Raw genomic sequence first — 15,987 nt, forward strand, 5'->3', positions numbered from 1 at the left:
CGCCGGGACTGCGCTCGATCAGCTCGTGCCCTCGGCGGGCTGGATCTCCACGGTGATCTCGTCCGCGTCGTCGGTCCACTCGTCGACGGTCGCCTGCGTCACCGACGCATCCGCGCCCGTCACCGGGAAGGCCCAGCCGAACACGCGCATGTCGGCGGTGCAGATCGCCTCCGCGGCGCCGTCCTCCCACTCGAAGTCGATCTCGAGCATGCCGCCGTCGACGTCCGCCGATTCGCCCGTCGGCTGGCAGTCGGTGCTGCTGCTGCCCGCGCCGAAGACGTGCACGAGCGAGTTGCCGACGCCCGACCAGATGACGAGCGGCTCGCCCTGCGGGATGTCGTCGAGGCTGACCGTGCCGAGGATCGCCTCGTCCTCGATGCGATAGGGCTCGCCCGAGAGCTCGCTCGGCTGCGGGTCGGCGGTGGCAGAGTCGCTCGGCTCGGCGCTGGGTGCCTCGGCGCTCTCGCTGGTCGTCGGCGTGGACGAACCAGGGGCTGGAGGCGCGCTCGAGTCGACGGGTCCGCCGGCCGATGCGCATCCAGCGAGCGCGATGACGGCGACGAGCGCCAGGGGGATGGTCCTTCGCATGTCGTCCACTCCTTCGGGGCGCGGCCCGCGAAGCTCGCGGGTGGTTCCGCGCCTCCTACGGTGCCGGACGGGGCTGGGCGGCGCCTGGGCGCAGGCAGGCAGCCGCGTCTGGAAGCGGGCGCGAGCGAGCCGCGCTCAGGGCAGCTCGAGCACGTCGCCGGGCTCGAGCGTGCGCTCGACGGCGGGCCCAGCATCGCTCGTGCCGGTCACGGTGACCTGCACGGGCAAGGTGGCAGAGATGGCCGAGGGAAGATCGAGCTGCCAGCCGTAGGCCACCAGGTCGTCGGTGCAGGTGTCGCCGACAGCGGGTGCGAAGGCGACCTCGATGGCGCCAGGGCCGGCGGCCGCTGCGCCGACGGGCTGCGGCACGCACGCCTCGGTGCCCGAGCCGCTCATGACCACGGCGATCGAGGAGCCGGGCTCGATCCACCAGACGTCCAGCGCCGTCGCTCCCTCGACGACCGACTGGGCCTGCGGCAGCCTGGCTGCGTCGAACGGGGTGGCGGGGACCGCCGCCTGCGGTGCCTCGTCGACCTCGCTCGGCTGCGGATCGGCGCCGCCGCCGGGCACGAACAGATCGCTGGCCGTGAGCTCCAGCTCGGTCTCGGCATCCTCGCCCTGCATGCCGACGAGGGTCACGGGCACGGTCGCCTCGATGTCGAGCGCCTCCGGCAGCGCGAGCTCCCAGCCGTGCAGGCGGAAGTCCATCGTGCACATCATCTCGGGATCGATCGGGTCGAAGGGCACGACGATCGACGGCGCGCTGCCGCCGTCGAGCAGTGCCGCCTGCGGCTGCGGGATGCAGCTTCCGCCGCCACCTGAGCCGCCCAGGACCACGACGATCGACTCGCCGTACTCGCCCGTCTCGGGGTCGGCCGCCCATCGCACGGCGTAGCCCCGCTCCGAGACCTCCTCGAAGAAGCCCATCGCCTCCAGCTGCGTCGTCTCGATGGGCACGGGTTCGGCTCCGATGGCGCGCGCGGTGCTCTCGCTCGGAGTGGGCGCCCCGGGCGCAGCGAGCTGGCTCGCGCAGCCGACCGTGAGCGCGGCAGCACCGACGAGCGCGAGCGCTGCGAGCATCCGCGACCGAGGCGAGGTGGCGCTGAGCGAGGCTCGGCGGAGCGGGAGACGGGAGCCAGGCCCGGCGTGCGAGTCGGTGGTGCGCATGGTGATCCTTCGGTGCTGGGGAGCCCATCATCGCGCGCGCGGCTATGGCCGGGGTGCGGTGGCGCTCGGCATAGGCTCGATGCGTGAGCGACATGACCGGCGGCAGCCCGAGCGGCGGCACGCCCAGCGGCGGCAAGCCCGGCGGCGGCACGCCCAGCGGCGGCAGGCCCAGTGCCGAGACGCTGCTGGGCGCCTCCGAGATCCGTGCGCTCGCCGCCGAGCTCGACCTCACGCCCACGAAGCGCTGGGGGCAGAACTTCGTCGTCGACGCGAACACCGTGCGCCGCATCGTGCGAACGGCGGATGTCGCCGGGCGCGACGTCGTGGAGGTCGGGCCCGGTCTCGGCTCGCTCACGCTCGGCCTCACCGAGGCGGGTGCTCGCGTGGCTGCCGTCGAGATCGACCCTCGCCTCGCCGAGCTGCTGCCGCACACTGTTGCCCGGAAGCAGCCCGATGCCCGGCTCGAGGTCGTGCAGCACGATGCGCTGACGATCGAGGAGCTGCCGTTCGCGCCCGAGGCGATCGTCGCCAACCTGCCCTACAACGTCTCGGTGCCGGTGCTCATCCACCTGCTCGAGCGCTTCCCCACGATCGAGCGCGCCCTCGTGATGGTGCAGGCGGAGGTCGGGCACCGGTTGGCCGCGCGGCCAGGCTCGAAGACCTATGGCTCACCGTCGGCGAAGGTCGCGTGGTGGGGGCAGTGGGCGCTCGAGGGTGACGTGTCGCGGCAGATCTTCTGGCCGGTACCCGGCGTCGACAGCGTGCTCGTCGGCTTCCGCAAGGGACCGTCGTTCGGCTCCGAGGAGCTGCGGCGCCGCACCTTCCGGGTGATCGACGGTGCCTTCGGGCAGCGGCGCAAGATGCTGCGCCAGGCGCTGTCGGGGGTGTTCGGCTCGTCGGCTGCGGCGACCGAGGTGCTCGAGCGCGCCGGCGTCGAGCCGACGCTGCGCGGCGAGGCACTCTCGCTGCCGGACTTCATCCGCATCGCCGAGGCAGCCGCCGCGCCGAGCGCCTGACCTGCCCGCGGGCATCGCCCTCGCGGGCTCAGACGCGCGCGTCGAGCTCGGCGACCAGCCGCCGCGGCGCCGTGACTCGGAAGCTCGAGTCGAGCAGCTCGGCCACCCGCTGCCAGTCGGCGCCCTCGAGGTCGATGGCGACCCATCCGGAGGGCCCGAGGTAGGCGGGCACGAGCGCACCCTCGTCGAGCAGCGCAAGGCGCTCGTCGGCGTCGAGCAGCACGCTCAGCCGCGGCGGGTTGCCGCCCTCGCGATGCTCCTCCTTCGTCATGCCGCCGTAGTAGGCGAACACCTTGGTCGTGAAGAACGCGGGGCGGCCGTGCGACACCTTCTCGGCAGCGCCGGGCAGTGCGAGCGCCAGCTCGCGGAGCCGCGCGAGCAGCGGGTCATCGGCGTCGAACATGAGCGGATGCGCCATGCGGCGAGGGTAGCGCGGGCCTCCGACGCGTCGACGGCCGCGCACATCGAGGCGCCGGGCGTCGGCCGCGATGCTCGGCGCCCGCTGTCAGGGAGGCGCCCGAGCCCGCAGTAGGTTGTTCTCGTGAGTCGTGGCACGGTGCGGGCGAAAGCGCCCGGCAAGATCAACGTGCACCTCGGCGTGGGCGCGCTGCAGGACGACGGCTATCACGACGTCGCCACCGCCTACCAGGCCGTCAGCCTCTACGAGTTCGTCGAGGCGAGCGAGGCGAGCGACTTCTCGGTGCGCTTCTCGGGGCCGATCCCGCACCGCCAGCTCTCCACCGGTGCCGACAACCTCGCGATCCGCGCGGCGATGGCCCTCGCCCGTCGAGGTCGCGTCTCGGGCGGCGTCGCGCTCTCCATCGAGAAGCACGTGCCGATCGCCGGCGGCATGGGAGGTGGCTCGGCCGACGCGGCTGCGACGCTCGTGGCGTGCGACGAGCTCTGGGGGCTGCACCTCGGGCGCGAGGCGCTGCACGAGATCGCGCGCGAGCTCGGCGCCGACGTGCCCTTCGCGCTCGCGGGCGGCACCGCGATCGGCACCGGCCGCGGCGACCAGCTGAGCCCGGCGCTCGCGAAGGGGCAGTTCCACTGGGTGCTCGCCTACGCAGAGGCCGGGCTCTCGACGCCCGACGTCTACCGCGCGCTCGACGAGCACCGCGCGCTGCACGCCGCCGACATCGCGCCAGCGCACGACGTGCCGACGGTGGATGCGCGGGTGCTGCAGGCGCTGCGCGCGGGCGACGCGGGGCTGCTCGCCGAGGCGCTGCAGAACGACCTGCAGGCTCCGGCGCTCCGCCTCATGCCGCGGCTGGCGGGCACGCTCGAGCTGGGGGAGCGCTCCGGCGCCCTCGCCGGCATCGTCTCCGGCTCCGGCCCGACCGTCGCCTTCCTGTGCGACGGGCTCGAGTCGGCGATCGAGCTGCAGATCTCGCTCTCGACGGCGAAGGTGCTCGCGGTGAAGGTGACCGGCCCCGTGGCCGGCGCGCGCCTCATCGACTGACCGCGCCGGCGCATCCCGCCCCCGACCGGTCACCGCCCCGGTCGGCTTGCAGCGCCCGGCCCGTGCGCGAGAATGGAGCGATATGGCACATCTCCTGGGCGCCGAGCGCGTCGGCATCGCCTTCCCCACCCGCGTCGTCTTCGAGTCGATCTCGCTCGGCCTCGAGGATGGCGACCGCATCGGCATCGTCGGCCGCAACGGCGACGGCAAGTCGACGCTGCTGCGCCTGCTCGCCGGGCGGCTCGAGCCCACGAGCGGCCGCATCACCCGGCGCGGCGGCCTGGAGGTCGGGGTGCTCGACCAGCAGGACACGCTCGACCCCGACACCACCATCGGCGAGAGCATCGTCGGCGATCGCCCCGAGCACGAGTGGGCCGGTGACGCGCGCATCCGCGACATCCTGAACGGCCTCGTCGGCGACCTCGACTGGCACGCCCGCGTCGGTGACCTCTCCGGCGGCCAGCGCCGCCGCGTTGCGCTCGCGAGGCTCCTCGCCGGCGACTGGGACGTGCTCTTCCTCGACGAGCCCACGAACCACCTCGACGTGCAGGGCATCGCCTGGCTCGCCGACCACCTGAACGCGCGCTACGCGACCGGCCGCGGCGCCTTCGTCGCCGTCACGCACGACCGGTGGTTCCTGGATGCGGTGTGCACGGGCACGTGGGAGGTCCACGACACGCTCGTCGAGCCCTTCGAGGGCGGCTACGCGGCCTACATCCTGCAGCGCGTCGAGCGCGACCGGATGGCCGCGGCCTCCGAGTCGAAGCGCCAGAACCTGATGAAGAAGGAGCTCGCGTGGCTGCGGCGCGGCGCCCCCGCGCGCACCGCGAAGCCCAAGTTCCGCATCGAGGCGGCCACGCAGCTCATCGAGGACGAGCCGCCCGCCCGCGACCCGATCCAGCTCGCGCAGCTCGCCGCCACGCGACTGGGCAAGGACGTCGTCGACGTCATCGACGCCTCCGTCGAGCTCGGCGGCCGCACGATCCTCGACGACGTCACCTGGCGCATCGCGCCGGGCGAGCGCGCCGGCATCCTCGGTCGCAACGGCGCTGGCAAGTCGACCCTGCTCGCCCTCATCGCCGGGCGCATCCGCCCCACTGCGGGCCGCGTGAAGACCGGCAAGACGGTGAAGATCGCCGAGCTGACGCAGGAGCTGGCGGAGCTCAAGCAGCACGAGGACGAGCCGGTGCGCACCGTCGTCGGCAGCCTGAAGTCGAGCTATGCCACCGGCGGCAAGGAGCTCACGCCGGGTCAGCTGCTCGAGCGCCTGGGCTTCCGCTCCGGCGAGCTCTCGACCCTCGTGAAGGACCTCTCCGGCGGCCAGCGCCGCCGCCTGCAGCTGCTGCTGATCCTGCTCGACGAGCCCAACGTGCTGATCCTCGACGAGCCGACGAACGACCTCGACACCGACATGCTCGCCGCGATGGAGGACGTCCTCGACTCCTGGGCCGGCTGCCTCATCGTCGTCAGCCACGACCGCTACCTGATCGAGCGCGTCACCGACCACCAGTTCGCCATCGTCGACGGCGGGCTCCGGCACATGCCGGGCGGGGTGGATGCGTACCTCGAGCTCTCGGGCAAGGGCTCGGTCGAGCGCACGGCCGCGCGGGCGACGCAGGCGGTCGGCGCATCCGCAGCCCAGGGGAGCGGAGCACCGGCGCTCTCTGGCGCCGAGCGGCGCACGCTCGAGAAGGAGGCCGCGAGCCTCGACCGCCGCCTCGCGAAGGCGTCGCAGCAGCGCGCGACGCTGCTGCAGCGCTTCGAGGCCGCCGACCACGGCGACTACGACGCGCTCGCCGCGCTGCAGGCCGAGCTCGCCGCGGTCGACGAGCGCATCGCCTCGCTCGAGGAGGCCTGGCTCGAGGCGCACGAGGGCCTCGAGCGCTGAGTCGCTCGGCCGCGGCTGCCGCGGCTGCCGCGGCGGGGTGGTGCGGCGCCCGGAGCGCGCTCGGATACAGTGGCGGGAGCCGCGCCGAGGCCACAGCGCCCGTGCTGGACCACGAAGGGAGCGCCCATGTCGGAGCAGACGATCCTCGTCGTCGATGACGACCCGGCGCTCGCCGAGATGATCGGCATCGTGCTCGCAGGCGAGGGCTATGCGCTCGAGTACTGCGCCGACGGCGCCGAGGCGCTCGGCCGCTTCCACGAGGTGCGACCCGACCTCGTGCTGCTCGACCTGATGCTCCCTGGTAAGGACGGCATCCAGATCTGCACCGAGATCCGCGCCGAGTCGGGCGTGCCGATCATCATGCTGACGGCGAAGGGCGACCCGACCGACGTGGTCGTGGGCCTCGAGTCCGGCGCCGACGACTACGTCGTCAAGCCCTTCAACCCGAAGGAGCTCGTCGCCCGCGTGCGCACGCGCCTGCGCCCGCAGCGCAGCGCCGATACCGGCACGCTCCGCGTCGCCGACCTGGAGATCGACGTCGAGGGCCACCAGGTGCGCCGCGGCGGGGCCCCGATCCCCCTCACGCCGCTCGAGTTCGAGCTGCTCGTGACGCTCGCCTCGAAGCCGAACCAGGTGTTCTCGCGCGAGATGCTGCTCGAGCAGGTCTGGGGCTACCACTACAAGGCCGACACGCGCCTCGTGAACGTGCACGTGCAGCGCCTGCGCTCCAAGGTCGAGCGCGACGTCGACAGCCCCGTGGTCGTGACGACCGTGCGCGGCGTCGGCTACCGCGCCGGCGCACCGCAGGGCTGAGCCAGCGGTGGCCGCGCGACGCCGACCGCTGTGGGCGTGGGCGACGGGCGTCTTCCGCCGCTCGATGCAGGCGCGCGTCGTCGCGGCGAGCATGGTCCTCTCGACGCTCGCCCTCGTCGGCGTGCTCGGCTACATGTCGGCCTCCGTCGGTCAGAACCTCTTCGAGACGCGCCGCGACGACGCGCTCGTCGAAGCGGTGCAGGCCCGCAACCAGATGCAGCAGATCTTCAACGACGCGGTGACGCAGAACCTCACGAGCGGTGAGGTGGATGCGCTGCAGGACACCGCGCTCAACGCCATCGACGGCATCATCTCGAGCCGGTCGACCACCGAGTACGCGATGCTCCGCAGCGATGCGCAGGACGAGACGGTCCTGTCGATGAACGACGTGCAGTCGCAGGCCTTCGACGCCGCACTGCTGACGCAGGGGATGCGCACGGCCGTCGCCGACGCATCCGACGCGCCCTTCTACCAATCGGTGCGCATCGAGTCGGCGAACGGCACGGAGCCGGGGCTCGTCGTCGGCACGACGGTCGACGTGCCGCTGACTGGGCAGTACGAGCTCTACCTCTTGACGAGCCTGCAGTCGACGCAGGAGACGCTCGACTTCATGCAGCTGACGATGGTGATCGGCGGCCTGGTGCTCATCGCGCTCATCGGGCTCATCAGCTGGATGGTCGCCCGCCTCATCGTGGGGCCGGTGCAGACGGCCGCGGAGTCGAGCGCGCGCATCGCCGCGGGCGAGCTCGACGTGCGCATCCCCGTGCGCGGCGACGACGAGATGGCCAAGCTCGGCCGTTCCTTCAACGACATGGCCGACTCCATCTCGCGCCAGATCAACGAGCTCGCGACGCTCTCGACCGTGCAGCAGCGCTTCGTGTCGGACGTCTCGCACGAGCTGCGCACGCCGCTGACGACCATCAGGCTCGCCGGCGACGTGCTGCACGACCGGCGCGCGTCGTTCGACCCGGTCTCGAGCCGCACGGTCGAGCTGCTGCACACCCAGATCGAGCGCTTCGAGCAGCTGCTTGCCGACCTGCTCGAGCTCAGCCGCTTCGACGCGGGCGCCGCGCAGCTCGAGGTCGAGCCCACGAACCTCGTGCGGCTCGCCGAGCGCGAGATCGAGGCGGTCGAGCCGCTCGCCGCCGAGCACGGCATCGAGCTGCGCCTGATCGCGCCTGGCGGGCACTTCGAGGCAGAGGTCGATCCGCGCCGCATCCGCCGCATCCTGCAGAACCTGCTGGGCAACGCCATCGACCACGGCGAGGGCAAGCCGGTCGAGGTGATCGTCGACTCGTCGACGGATGCGGCGGCGATCGCCGTCCGCGACCACGGGGTGGGGATGTCGGCCGAGGAGGCGAGCCGCGTCTTCGACCGGTTCTGGCGCGCCGACCCCTCGCGGCAGCGCCGCACCGGCGGCACCGGGCTCGGGCTCTCGATCAGCCGCGACGACGCTGCGCTGCACGGCGGCTGGATCGACGTGTGGTCGGCGCCGGGGGAGGGCACGCAGTTCCGGCTGACGCTGCCTCGCGCCGGCGCGCGGGTCGTCGCCTCGCCCATCGACCTCGCGCCCGACGACACGCAGCCGCTCGTCCTGCCGGTCGCGATGCCGCCAGAGCCGGCGACGACGACCGCCGAGCAGCTGCACAGCTCGCCGATCGCGCTCGTCGACCCGACGGTCGAGCTGGGCACCGAGGAGGTCGAGCGATGACGCGCACCACGACGATGCGCAGGGCGCGGGTCACCCGCTCGCCACTGCGGCGCGCGCTCGTGGCTGCGCTCGCGGTGCTCGGGCTCGCCGGCTGCGTCGCGATCCCCGATGCCGGTCCCGTGGTCGAGGGTCAGGTCGATGCCAACGAGCAGACGAACGACTTCGTGTTCCTCGCGCAGGAGCCGCAGCCCGGCGCGACGCAGGAGGAGATCATCCTGGGGTTCCTGGGCGCGGCGATCAGCCCGGCTGATGACTACGCGATCGCTCGCGAGTACCTCGGCGTCGGCGCCGCCGAGAGCTGGGATCCCGATGCGCGCGTGATCGTGCGCTCGGGCGCGCAGCCGCAGATCTCGTTCACGGGCGAGGACGAGACGGCGGCGAGCGCTGCGCTCACCGCGCAGTCGGAGCTGAGCGCCGGCGGGGCGCTGCTCGCCGGTGGCGACCGCATCCTGGAGTTCGAGCTGCTGCAGGTGGGCGGCGAGTGGCGCATCACGCGCGCGCCGGACGGCATCGTGCTCTCGGCCTCCACCTTCGACACGCTCTTCCAGCCGCACGCGCTGCACTGGCTCACGCCCGACGGCACCCGCACGGTGCCGGAGGTGCGCTGGTTCGAGCGCACGGCCACGACCATCGACGAGCGCATCATCGACGCGGTGCTCGCGGGTCCCTCGACCTGGCTCTCGCCGGCCGTGTCCACGTTCGGCTCGGTCGAGGCCCGCCGCGTCGGGCCGCTGCGCGTCGAGGGCACGACGATGACGGTGACCCTGGACCTCGCGCAGCTGACGCAGCTGGGGCCCGGCAGCCTCGAACCGCTCGCGGTGCAGCTGGCGCTGTCGCTGCGCGAGGCGGGCGTGCGCGAGCTGCGCGTGCAGATCGACGGGGTCGAGGGAGTCGGGGCTTCGAGCGCCGACGCCGGCGCGATCGACGTCGGGGAGGTCGACCTGCGGCCGCTCGTGCTCGAGGGATCGACGCTGCGCTCGGTCGGTGGGGGCGCGCCGGCGGCCGCCGACGTCGGCGCGACGCTGAGCGCCATCGGCGCGACGAGCTACACCGTCGGCCAGCAGGGCGGCGTCGCGCACACGGGCACGACCGCCGCGTGGGTGGTGCCGGATGCGGAGCCGGTGGTGATCTCGGCGGATGCGTCGGTCGTGCCCACCGTCGACGACAGCGGCTGGGTGCTGCTGCACGAGACGACCGGCCCGCAGCAGCTGCTGACCTGGCGCGACGGGGAGCGGAACGAGCTGACCCTGCCGGCCGACGCCGGCAGGCCCGTCGCCATGGAGCTCTCGCGCGATGGCGCGCGGCTCGCCTACGTCACGAGCGAGGGCGGCCGCAGCTCGGTGTGGGTGCTCGCGGTCGTGCGCGACGCCGACGGCCGACCGGTCACGCTCGGCGAGCCCTACCCGCTGCCCGCGATCGACGGCGCGGCCACCGACGTCACGTGGGTCAGCTCGACGCAGGTCGCGGTGCTCGCGACCGATGAGGACCAGTCGCAGATCGCCGTCCTGACCATCGGGGGCGTCTCCGAGCAGCTGCCGATCCCCAACACGCCCGTGCGGGCGATCGTCGGCGGCAGCGACGGCACCGGGACGCTGCGGGCGCTGAGCGCCGACGACGCCCTGCTCTCGCTGCGCGGCCGCGTCTGGAGCCCGGCCGCGGGGCTCGAGCCGGTGGCGCTCATCGCCACGCAGCAGTAGCGCGCGACCGCTCCTCCACAGCCGGCCGCCCTCGCCGCCCGCACCCGGGCATCCGACGGCCATCATCGCTGCGTGGGGGAGCGGCGGGAGTGGTGGCGCCGGGCGCTGCGCGAGGCCGCCAGCGTCGTCTGGCCGGTCGAGTGCGCCGGCTGCGGGGCGCGCGACGTCGCCGTCTGCTCGGCGTGCCGGTCGCTGCTGCTCGCGGGGCCGCTTCACGATGAGCTCGAGGGGCTGCCGCTCGTCGCCGCCGCCGAGTACGACGACCGGGTGCGCGCCCTCGTCGTCGCGTGCAAGGCGCACGGCGCCCGTGCCGAGGCGAGGGCGCTCGGCGCCGGGCTCGCGCTCGCGCTCGCGGCGCTGCCGGACGCCGAGCTGGTGCGGGTGCCGCCGAGCCGCGTCGGCCAGCGCAGCCGCGGCTTCGATCCGGTCGCGCTCGTGGTGCGCCAGACGGGGATGCGCTCCTGGTCGCTGCGACGCGCGCGGGCGTCTGCCGAGGCCGCGGCTGGTGCGGGCGGAGCGCAGAAGCAGCGCTCGGCGACCGCGCGCGCTCGCGCCGCCGAGGGCTCGCTCGAGCTGCCGCCGCGAGTCGCCCGTCGGCTCGCCGGGCGGCCCGTGGTGGTGGTCGACGACGTCGTCACGAGCGGCGCGACGGCGCGCGAGGCCGTGCGTGCGCTGCGTGCCGCGGGGTGCCTGCCGGTCGGCATCGCCGCGGTCGCGCGCACGCTGCTGCGGGTCGACGGCCACCGGCTCGCGTCCAGCACCCCGGGGGTAGAGTGACGGCACGCAAGTCGGCGCAGCAGCCGCAGGCGCCGACGCCGATCACTCCGGGAGGCCACGATGGACATCACGTTCGGCGCCAAGGGCGCAGACATCACAGACCGGTTCCGGGCATATGCCGAGGAGAAGCTCGCGAAGGTCACGCAGCTCCTGCCCCGTGCGACGGCCCTCGATGTGAAGCTCACTCGCCACGCCGTGCCCCACACCTCGGTGGCTGGCGGTCGCGTGGAGATCACGGTCCACGGCCCCGGCTCCATCATCCGCGCCGAGGCCGACGGGCCCGACAAGTACATGGCCTTCGACTCCGCCTTCCACCGCGTGATGGAGCGGGCGCGCCGCGTCCACGACAAGCGCACCGATCACAGCGCCCGCAAGCGCACGCCGCTCCACGACGCCGTCGCCAGCGGCTTCGAGCAGGTCGACATCACGCCCGCAGACCCCGCCGTCGTCGAGGCCGTCAGCACCGGCGCGATCCCCATCGTCGAGCAGACGCACGAAGGCGAGACCGAGTGGTCGCCCGTCGTCATCCGCCAGAAGCGGTTCCCCGCCAAGCGCATGGGCGTGCGCGAGGCCGTCGATCAGATGGAGCTCGTCGGCCACCCCTTCTACCTCTTCATCGACGACGAGTCCGGCGAGTGCGCCGTCGTCTACCGCCGCAAGGGCTGGTCCTACGGTGTGATCACGCTCGACGACGAGGCCCCGGAGGCCGGGGCCGAGACCGCCGGCACGGAGCGCGCCGCATCCTGATCCGACGGATCCGTCCGCTCGCGCGGGCCTGACGGAGGGGCGTCCCGGGGTGACTGGGGCGCCTCTTGTCATGCGTTGTTAGGATGGGCAGTCGGTTACCGAACCGTTATCTTTCCCCCGAGCACGGGAGGCACACCACCGTGGCCAACATCTTCGAGAATCTGCTGCGAGCCGGCGAGGGCCGGCTGCGGCGTCGGCTGGAGCGCATCGCCAAGGACGTCTCTGCGCTCGAGGACGCGTTCGAAGACCTGACCGACGACGAGCTCGCCGGTGAGACCGAGGAGTTCCGCCGCCGCTACGCCGAGGGCGAGACCCTCGACGACCTGCTGCCCGAGGCCTTCGCCGCCGTGCGCGAGGCCGCGAAGCGCACCCTCGGCATGCGGCCCTACGAGGTGCAGGTCATGGGTGCGGCGGCGCTCCACCTCGGCAACATCGCCGAGATGAAGACCGGTGAGGGCAAGACCCTCGTCGCGCCGATCGCCGCCTACCTGAACGCCATCCCGGGTCACGGCGTGCACGTCGTCACGGTGAACGACTACCTGGCGAGCTACCAGTCAGAGCTCATGGGCCGCGTCTTCCGCGCCCTCGGCATGACGACCGGCTGCATCATCTCTGGCCAGAGCCCCGAGGTGCGCCGCGAGCAGTACGAGGCCGACGTCACCTACGGCACGAACAACGAGTTCGGCTTCGACTACCTCCGCGACAACATGGCGCACAAGAAGGAGGCCATGGTGCAGCGCGGCCACGGCTTCGCCATCGTCGACGAGGTCGACTCGATCCTCATCGACGAGGCCCGCACGCCCCTCATCATCTCCGGACCCGCCGCCGGCGAGGCCAACCGCTGGTTCGGCGAGTTCGCCCGCATCGCCAAGCGCCTGCGCGCCGACGTCGACTACGAGGTCGACGAGAAGAAGCGCACCGTCGGCGTGCTCGAGCCCGGCATCGAGCGCGTCGAGGACCTGCTGGGGATCGAGAGCCTGTACGAGTCGGCGAACACCCCGCTCATCTCCTTCCTCAACACCGCGCTCAAGGCGAAGGCGCTGTTCAAGCGCGACTCGCACTACGTCGTCATGAACGGCGAGGTGCTCATCGTCGACGAGCACACCGGCCGCATCATGCAGGGACGCCGCTTCAACGAGGGCATCCACCAGGCGATCGAGGCGAAGGAGGGGGTGCAGATCAAGGCCGAGAACCAGACGGTCGCGACCGTCACCCTCCAGAACTACTTCCGCCTCTACGACAAGCTCTCGGGCATGACCGGCACCGCCGACACCGAGGCGGCCGAGTTCATGTCGACCTACAAGCTCGGCGTCGTCCCCATCCCGACGAACAAGCCGCTGCAGCGCATCGACAACGCCGACCTCGTCTACGCGACCGTCGAGGGCAAGTTCAAGCACGTCGTCGACGACATCGTCGAGCGGCACGCGAAGGGCCAGCCGGTGCTCGTCGGCACCACGAGCGTCGAGAAGAGCGAGTACCTCTCGACGCAGCTCGCGAAGCACGGCGTCGCGCACGAGGTGCTGAACGCCAAGAACCACGCGCGCGAGGCGTCGATCATCGCGCAGGCCGGCCGCGTCGGCGCCGTCACGGTCGCCACGAACATGGCGGGTCGAGGCACCGACATCATGCTCGGCGGCAACGCCGAGCACCTCGCGGTCACCCAGATGCAGGAGCTCGGCCTGAGCCCCTCGGAGACGCCCGACGAGTACGAGGAGCGCTGGGACGAGGTCTTCGCCGAGGTCAAGGCGTCGGTCGCCGAGGAGGCCGCGAAGGTCATCGAGGCCGGCGGGCTCTACGTGCTCGGCACCGAGCGCCACGAGTCGCGACGCATCGACAACCAGCTGCGCGGCCGATCCGGCCGTCAGGGCGACCCCGGCGAGAGCCGCTTCTACCTCTCGATGCAGGACGACCTGCTGCGCCTGTTCGGCGGCTCGGTCGCCCAGCGCTTCATGACGGCGGATGCGGATGAGGACGAGATCCCGCTGGAGTCGAAGATCTTCTCCCGCACGATCCGCTCTGCGCAGGCGCAGATCGAGTCGCGCAACGCCGAGATGCGCAAGAACGTGCTGAAGTACGACGACGTCATGAACCGGCAGCGCGAGGCGATCTACTCCGACCGCCGCCACATCCTGGACGGCGACGACCTCGACGCGCGCGTGCAGGGGTTCCTCGAGGGCACCATCAAGGCGATCGTCGACGAGCACACCGTCGGCAACGACAGCGACGAGTGGAACCTCGAGTCGCTGTGGAACGACGCGAAGCAGGTCTACCCCGTCAGCATCACGATCGACGAGGTCGTCGCCGAGGCGCAGCCGCGCCTCACGGGCGACTTCGTCTACGAGCAGCTGCTCTCGGATGCGCGCATAGCCTACGCGAAGCGCGAGGAGGAGCTCGGCTCGCCGGCGATGCGGCTGCTCGAGCGCCGGGTCGTGCTCTCGGTCATCGACCGCAAGTGGCGCGACCACCTCTATGAGATGGACTACCTGCGCGAGGGCATCGGCCTGCGCAGCATGGCGCAGCGCGATCCCGTCGTCGAGTACCAGAACGAGGGCTTCACGCTCTACCAGCAGATGATGTCGGCCATCCGCGAGGAGTCCGTCACCTTCCTGTTCAACCTCGAGGTCAAGGTGCAGCAGGGCACGACGGCCGCCGCGCCCGCCATCGAGGGCGGCGGGCTCGAGGAGCCCGAGGAGGACACCTCCAAGCTCACCTACTCGGCGCCCGACGAGGACGGCGAGGCCTCGCTGCACGACGCGAAGGGCCGAGAGCTCGAGGCGGATGCGGCGAAGGCACGCACGAAGAGCGGCAACCCGGCGGTCGCGGCCAAGGCGAAGGCGCAGCCCGTCGCCGGCAATCGCGAGCAGCGCCGCGCCGCCGAGAAGCGGGCGCAGGCCACGCCGAAGAAGGTCGGCGCCTTCGGCCAGTCGACCGACTCCGAGCCCAAGGGCTGAGCGAGGCAGCACCCCGGGCGCGGAGCGGGCTCAGTCGTCGATCGACTGCAGCCCGTTCCACGCGGTGACGCCGAGCGGCGGCCCGTAGGCATCTGCGGTGCCGCCGTTCGAGTAGACGGCCGTGATGTGCCCGGCGCCGGTGTCCGCGTCGAGGTTGGAGACCCATCCGGAACCCGAGGCGCCGTCGCCCATGACGCACGCGGCACCGTAGTTGGCGTCGCCGCCGAGCCCGTAGTTCAGCTCGTCCTCCGCGCAGTAGCGCAGCACCTCGGCGTCGAACTCGTCGTTGCCCGGGTAGCCGGCGACCACGACGCCGTTCGTCTCGGCGGTGAAGCTCACGCCCTGGCCGCCCACCGCATCCTCGACCGTGCCGCCGTCGAGCGGCGCGAGGCGGATGAACCCGAAGTCGAAGCCCATCCAGCCGTTGTCGTCGGCGCCGTCGAGCCAACGGGTGTTGGCCTCGAGGTACTGCTCCGGCACCCACAGCTCCTCGGCCTCCCAGACGCCGAAGGGTGCGTCGCCCTGCTCGTAGCCAGGGGCGAAGCGGATGGCGTCGAAGTAGTCGCGGGTGTCGTCATCCCAGATGCAGTGCGCGGCCGTGACGACGATCAGGCCGCTGGCGGAGTTGATGACGGTGCCGCTGCACGTGAAGGCCCCGGCGTCCGAATCCATCTCGATGCGCCCGGTCGTCGACAGCAGCAGGCTCTCGCTGCTCGTGTGCGGCCTGCCGGGATAGAGCTCGTCACCGGCGTCGCTCGTCGGCAAGGCGATGCCTGGCGCGACGACGGGGGAGCCGAGCGTCGGCTCCAGCACCATGTCGAAGGCCGCGTCGGGCAGGTAGCCGACGGAGGTCTCGCCCGGCTCGCCGGCGTAGAGCTCGCCCGTGTCGGCCGCCGTCTCGTCGGTCAGGGTGATCGGGGCGTCGGGCTCGACCGGCGTCACCTCCGGCAGCGGCGTCGCCGGGGGCGTCGCGGGCTGCGTCTGATCGGGCTGCGGTCGCGGCGTGGTCGACTGCTGCGGCGCTGCTGTGGGCAGCGGCGGGGGCAGGATGCAGCCGGTCATGGTGAGCACGGCGGCGGCACCGGCGAGCAGCGCGAGGGGGCGGAGTGCGACACGGCGAGGGCGAGGCGGGTGCATGATGCGGATCACGCTAGAGGCACCGGGCGTGGG

13 protein-coding genes are annotated in these 15,987 nt (G+C 72.5%); 9 read left to right on the forward strand and 4 right to left on the reverse strand.

Annotated elements, in window-relative coordinates; genetic code table 11:
* Positions 1-18: 18 nt before the first annotated feature.
* Together BQ6202_RS02725 and BQ6202_RS14845 are read right to left on the reverse strand one after the other, a co-directional pair.
* A complete protein-coding gene (locus tag BQ6202_RS02725) occupies positions 19-588 on the reverse strand; it encodes a hypothetical protein (protein WP_072312935.1) in 570 nt (189 codons plus the stop codon).
* Positions 589-723: 135 nt separating this feature from the next.
* Positions 724-1,755, reverse strand: a complete 1,032-nt coding sequence (locus tag BQ6202_RS14845) for a hypothetical protein (RefSeq protein WP_072312936.1) — start codon at positions 1,753-1,755, stop codon at positions 724-726.
* A gap of 83 nt (positions 1,756-1,838) precedes the next feature.
* Here BQ6202_RS14845 and rsmA point away from each other — a divergent pair, with 83 nt between their 5' ends.
* A complete protein-coding gene (gene rsmA / locus BQ6202_RS02735; protein WP_234946085.1) occupies positions 1,839-2,771 on the forward strand; it encodes a 16S rRNA (adenine(1518)-N(6)/adenine(1519)-N(6))-dimethyltransferase RsmA in 933 nt (310 codons plus the stop codon).
* Positions 2,772-2,799: 28 nt separating this feature from the next.
* Here the strand turns inward: rsmA and BQ6202_RS02740 are convergent, their stop codons facing one another.
* Positions 2,800-3,189, reverse strand: coding sequence for an MmcQ/YjbR family DNA-binding protein (locus tag BQ6202_RS02740; protein ID WP_072312937.1), 390 nt, complete (start codon positions 3,187-3,189; stop codon positions 2,800-2,802).
* Between the two features lie 123 nt (positions 3,190-3,312).
* Between BQ6202_RS02740 and BQ6202_RS02745 the strand changes: the two genes are divergently transcribed.
* From BQ6202_RS02745 to secA, 8 genes are all read left to right on the forward strand, one after another.
* Complete coding sequence (locus BQ6202_RS02745; protein WP_072312938.1) at positions 3,313-4,233, forward strand: 4-(cytidine 5'-diphospho)-2-C-methyl-D-erythritol kinase; 921 nt, start codon at positions 3,313-3,315, stop codon at positions 4,231-4,233.
* A gap of 82 nt (positions 4,234-4,315) precedes the next feature.
* On the forward strand, positions 4,316-6,121 hold the full coding sequence (locus BQ6202_RS02750; RefSeq protein WP_072312939.1) for an ABC-F family ATP-binding cassette domain-containing protein: 1,806 nt from the start codon (positions 4,316-4,318) through the stop codon (positions 6,119-6,121).
* A gap of 126 nt (positions 6,122-6,247) precedes the next feature.
* Complete coding sequence (gene mtrA / locus BQ6202_RS02755) at positions 6,248-6,934, forward strand: MtrAB system response regulator MtrA (protein WP_072312940.1); 687 nt, start codon at positions 6,248-6,250, stop codon at positions 6,932-6,934.
* A 7-nt stretch (positions 6,935-6,941) separates the two neighbouring features.
* Positions 6,942-8,645, forward strand: coding sequence for an MtrAB system histidine kinase MtrB (mtrB, locus tag BQ6202_RS02760; RefSeq protein WP_072312941.1), 1,704 nt, complete (start codon positions 6,942-6,944; stop codon positions 8,643-8,645).
* Positions 8,642-10,342 carry an LpqB family beta-propeller domain-containing protein gene (locus BQ6202_RS02765; protein ID WP_072312942.1) on the forward strand — a complete coding sequence of 567 codons (1,701 nt, stop codon included), beginning with the start codon at positions 8,642-8,644 and terminating at the stop codon, positions 10,340-10,342. The genes mtrB and BQ6202_RS02765 overlap by 4 nt, the downstream gene beginning before the upstream one ends.
* 72 nt (positions 10,343-10,414) lie before the next feature.
* Positions 10,415-11,119, forward strand: a complete 705-nt coding sequence (locus BQ6202_RS02770; protein ID WP_072312943.1) for a ComF family protein — start codon at positions 10,415-10,417, stop codon at positions 11,117-11,119.
* A 60-nt stretch (positions 11,120-11,179) separates the two neighbouring features.
* Entirely contained in the window at positions 11,180-11,866 is a 687-nt protein-coding gene (gene hpf, locus BQ6202_RS02775; RefSeq protein ID WP_072312944.1) for a ribosome hibernation-promoting factor, HPF/YfiA family, read from the forward strand.
* Positions 11,867-12,006: 140 nt separating this feature from the next.
* The gene (gene secA / locus BQ6202_RS02780; protein WP_083586858.1) at positions 12,007-14,817 is read left to right on the forward strand and encodes a preprotein translocase subunit SecA; all 2,811 of its coding nucleotides are present in this window, start codon (positions 12,007-12,009) and stop codon (positions 14,815-14,817) included.
* A 30-nt stretch (positions 14,818-14,847) separates the two neighbouring features.
* Here secA and BQ6202_RS02785 read toward each other — a convergent pair whose 3' ends face one another.
* Positions 14,848-15,954, reverse strand: coding sequence for a trypsin-like serine peptidase (locus tag BQ6202_RS02785; RefSeq protein WP_143143617.1), 1,107 nt, complete (start codon positions 15,952-15,954; stop codon positions 14,848-14,850).
* Positions 15,955-15,987 lie beyond the last annotated feature (33 nt).

The organism is Agrococcus sp. Marseille-P2731 (genome assembly GCF_900117395.1).
Classification (GTDB): Bacteria; Actinomycetota; Actinomycetes; order Actinomycetales; family Microbacteriaceae; genus Agrococcus.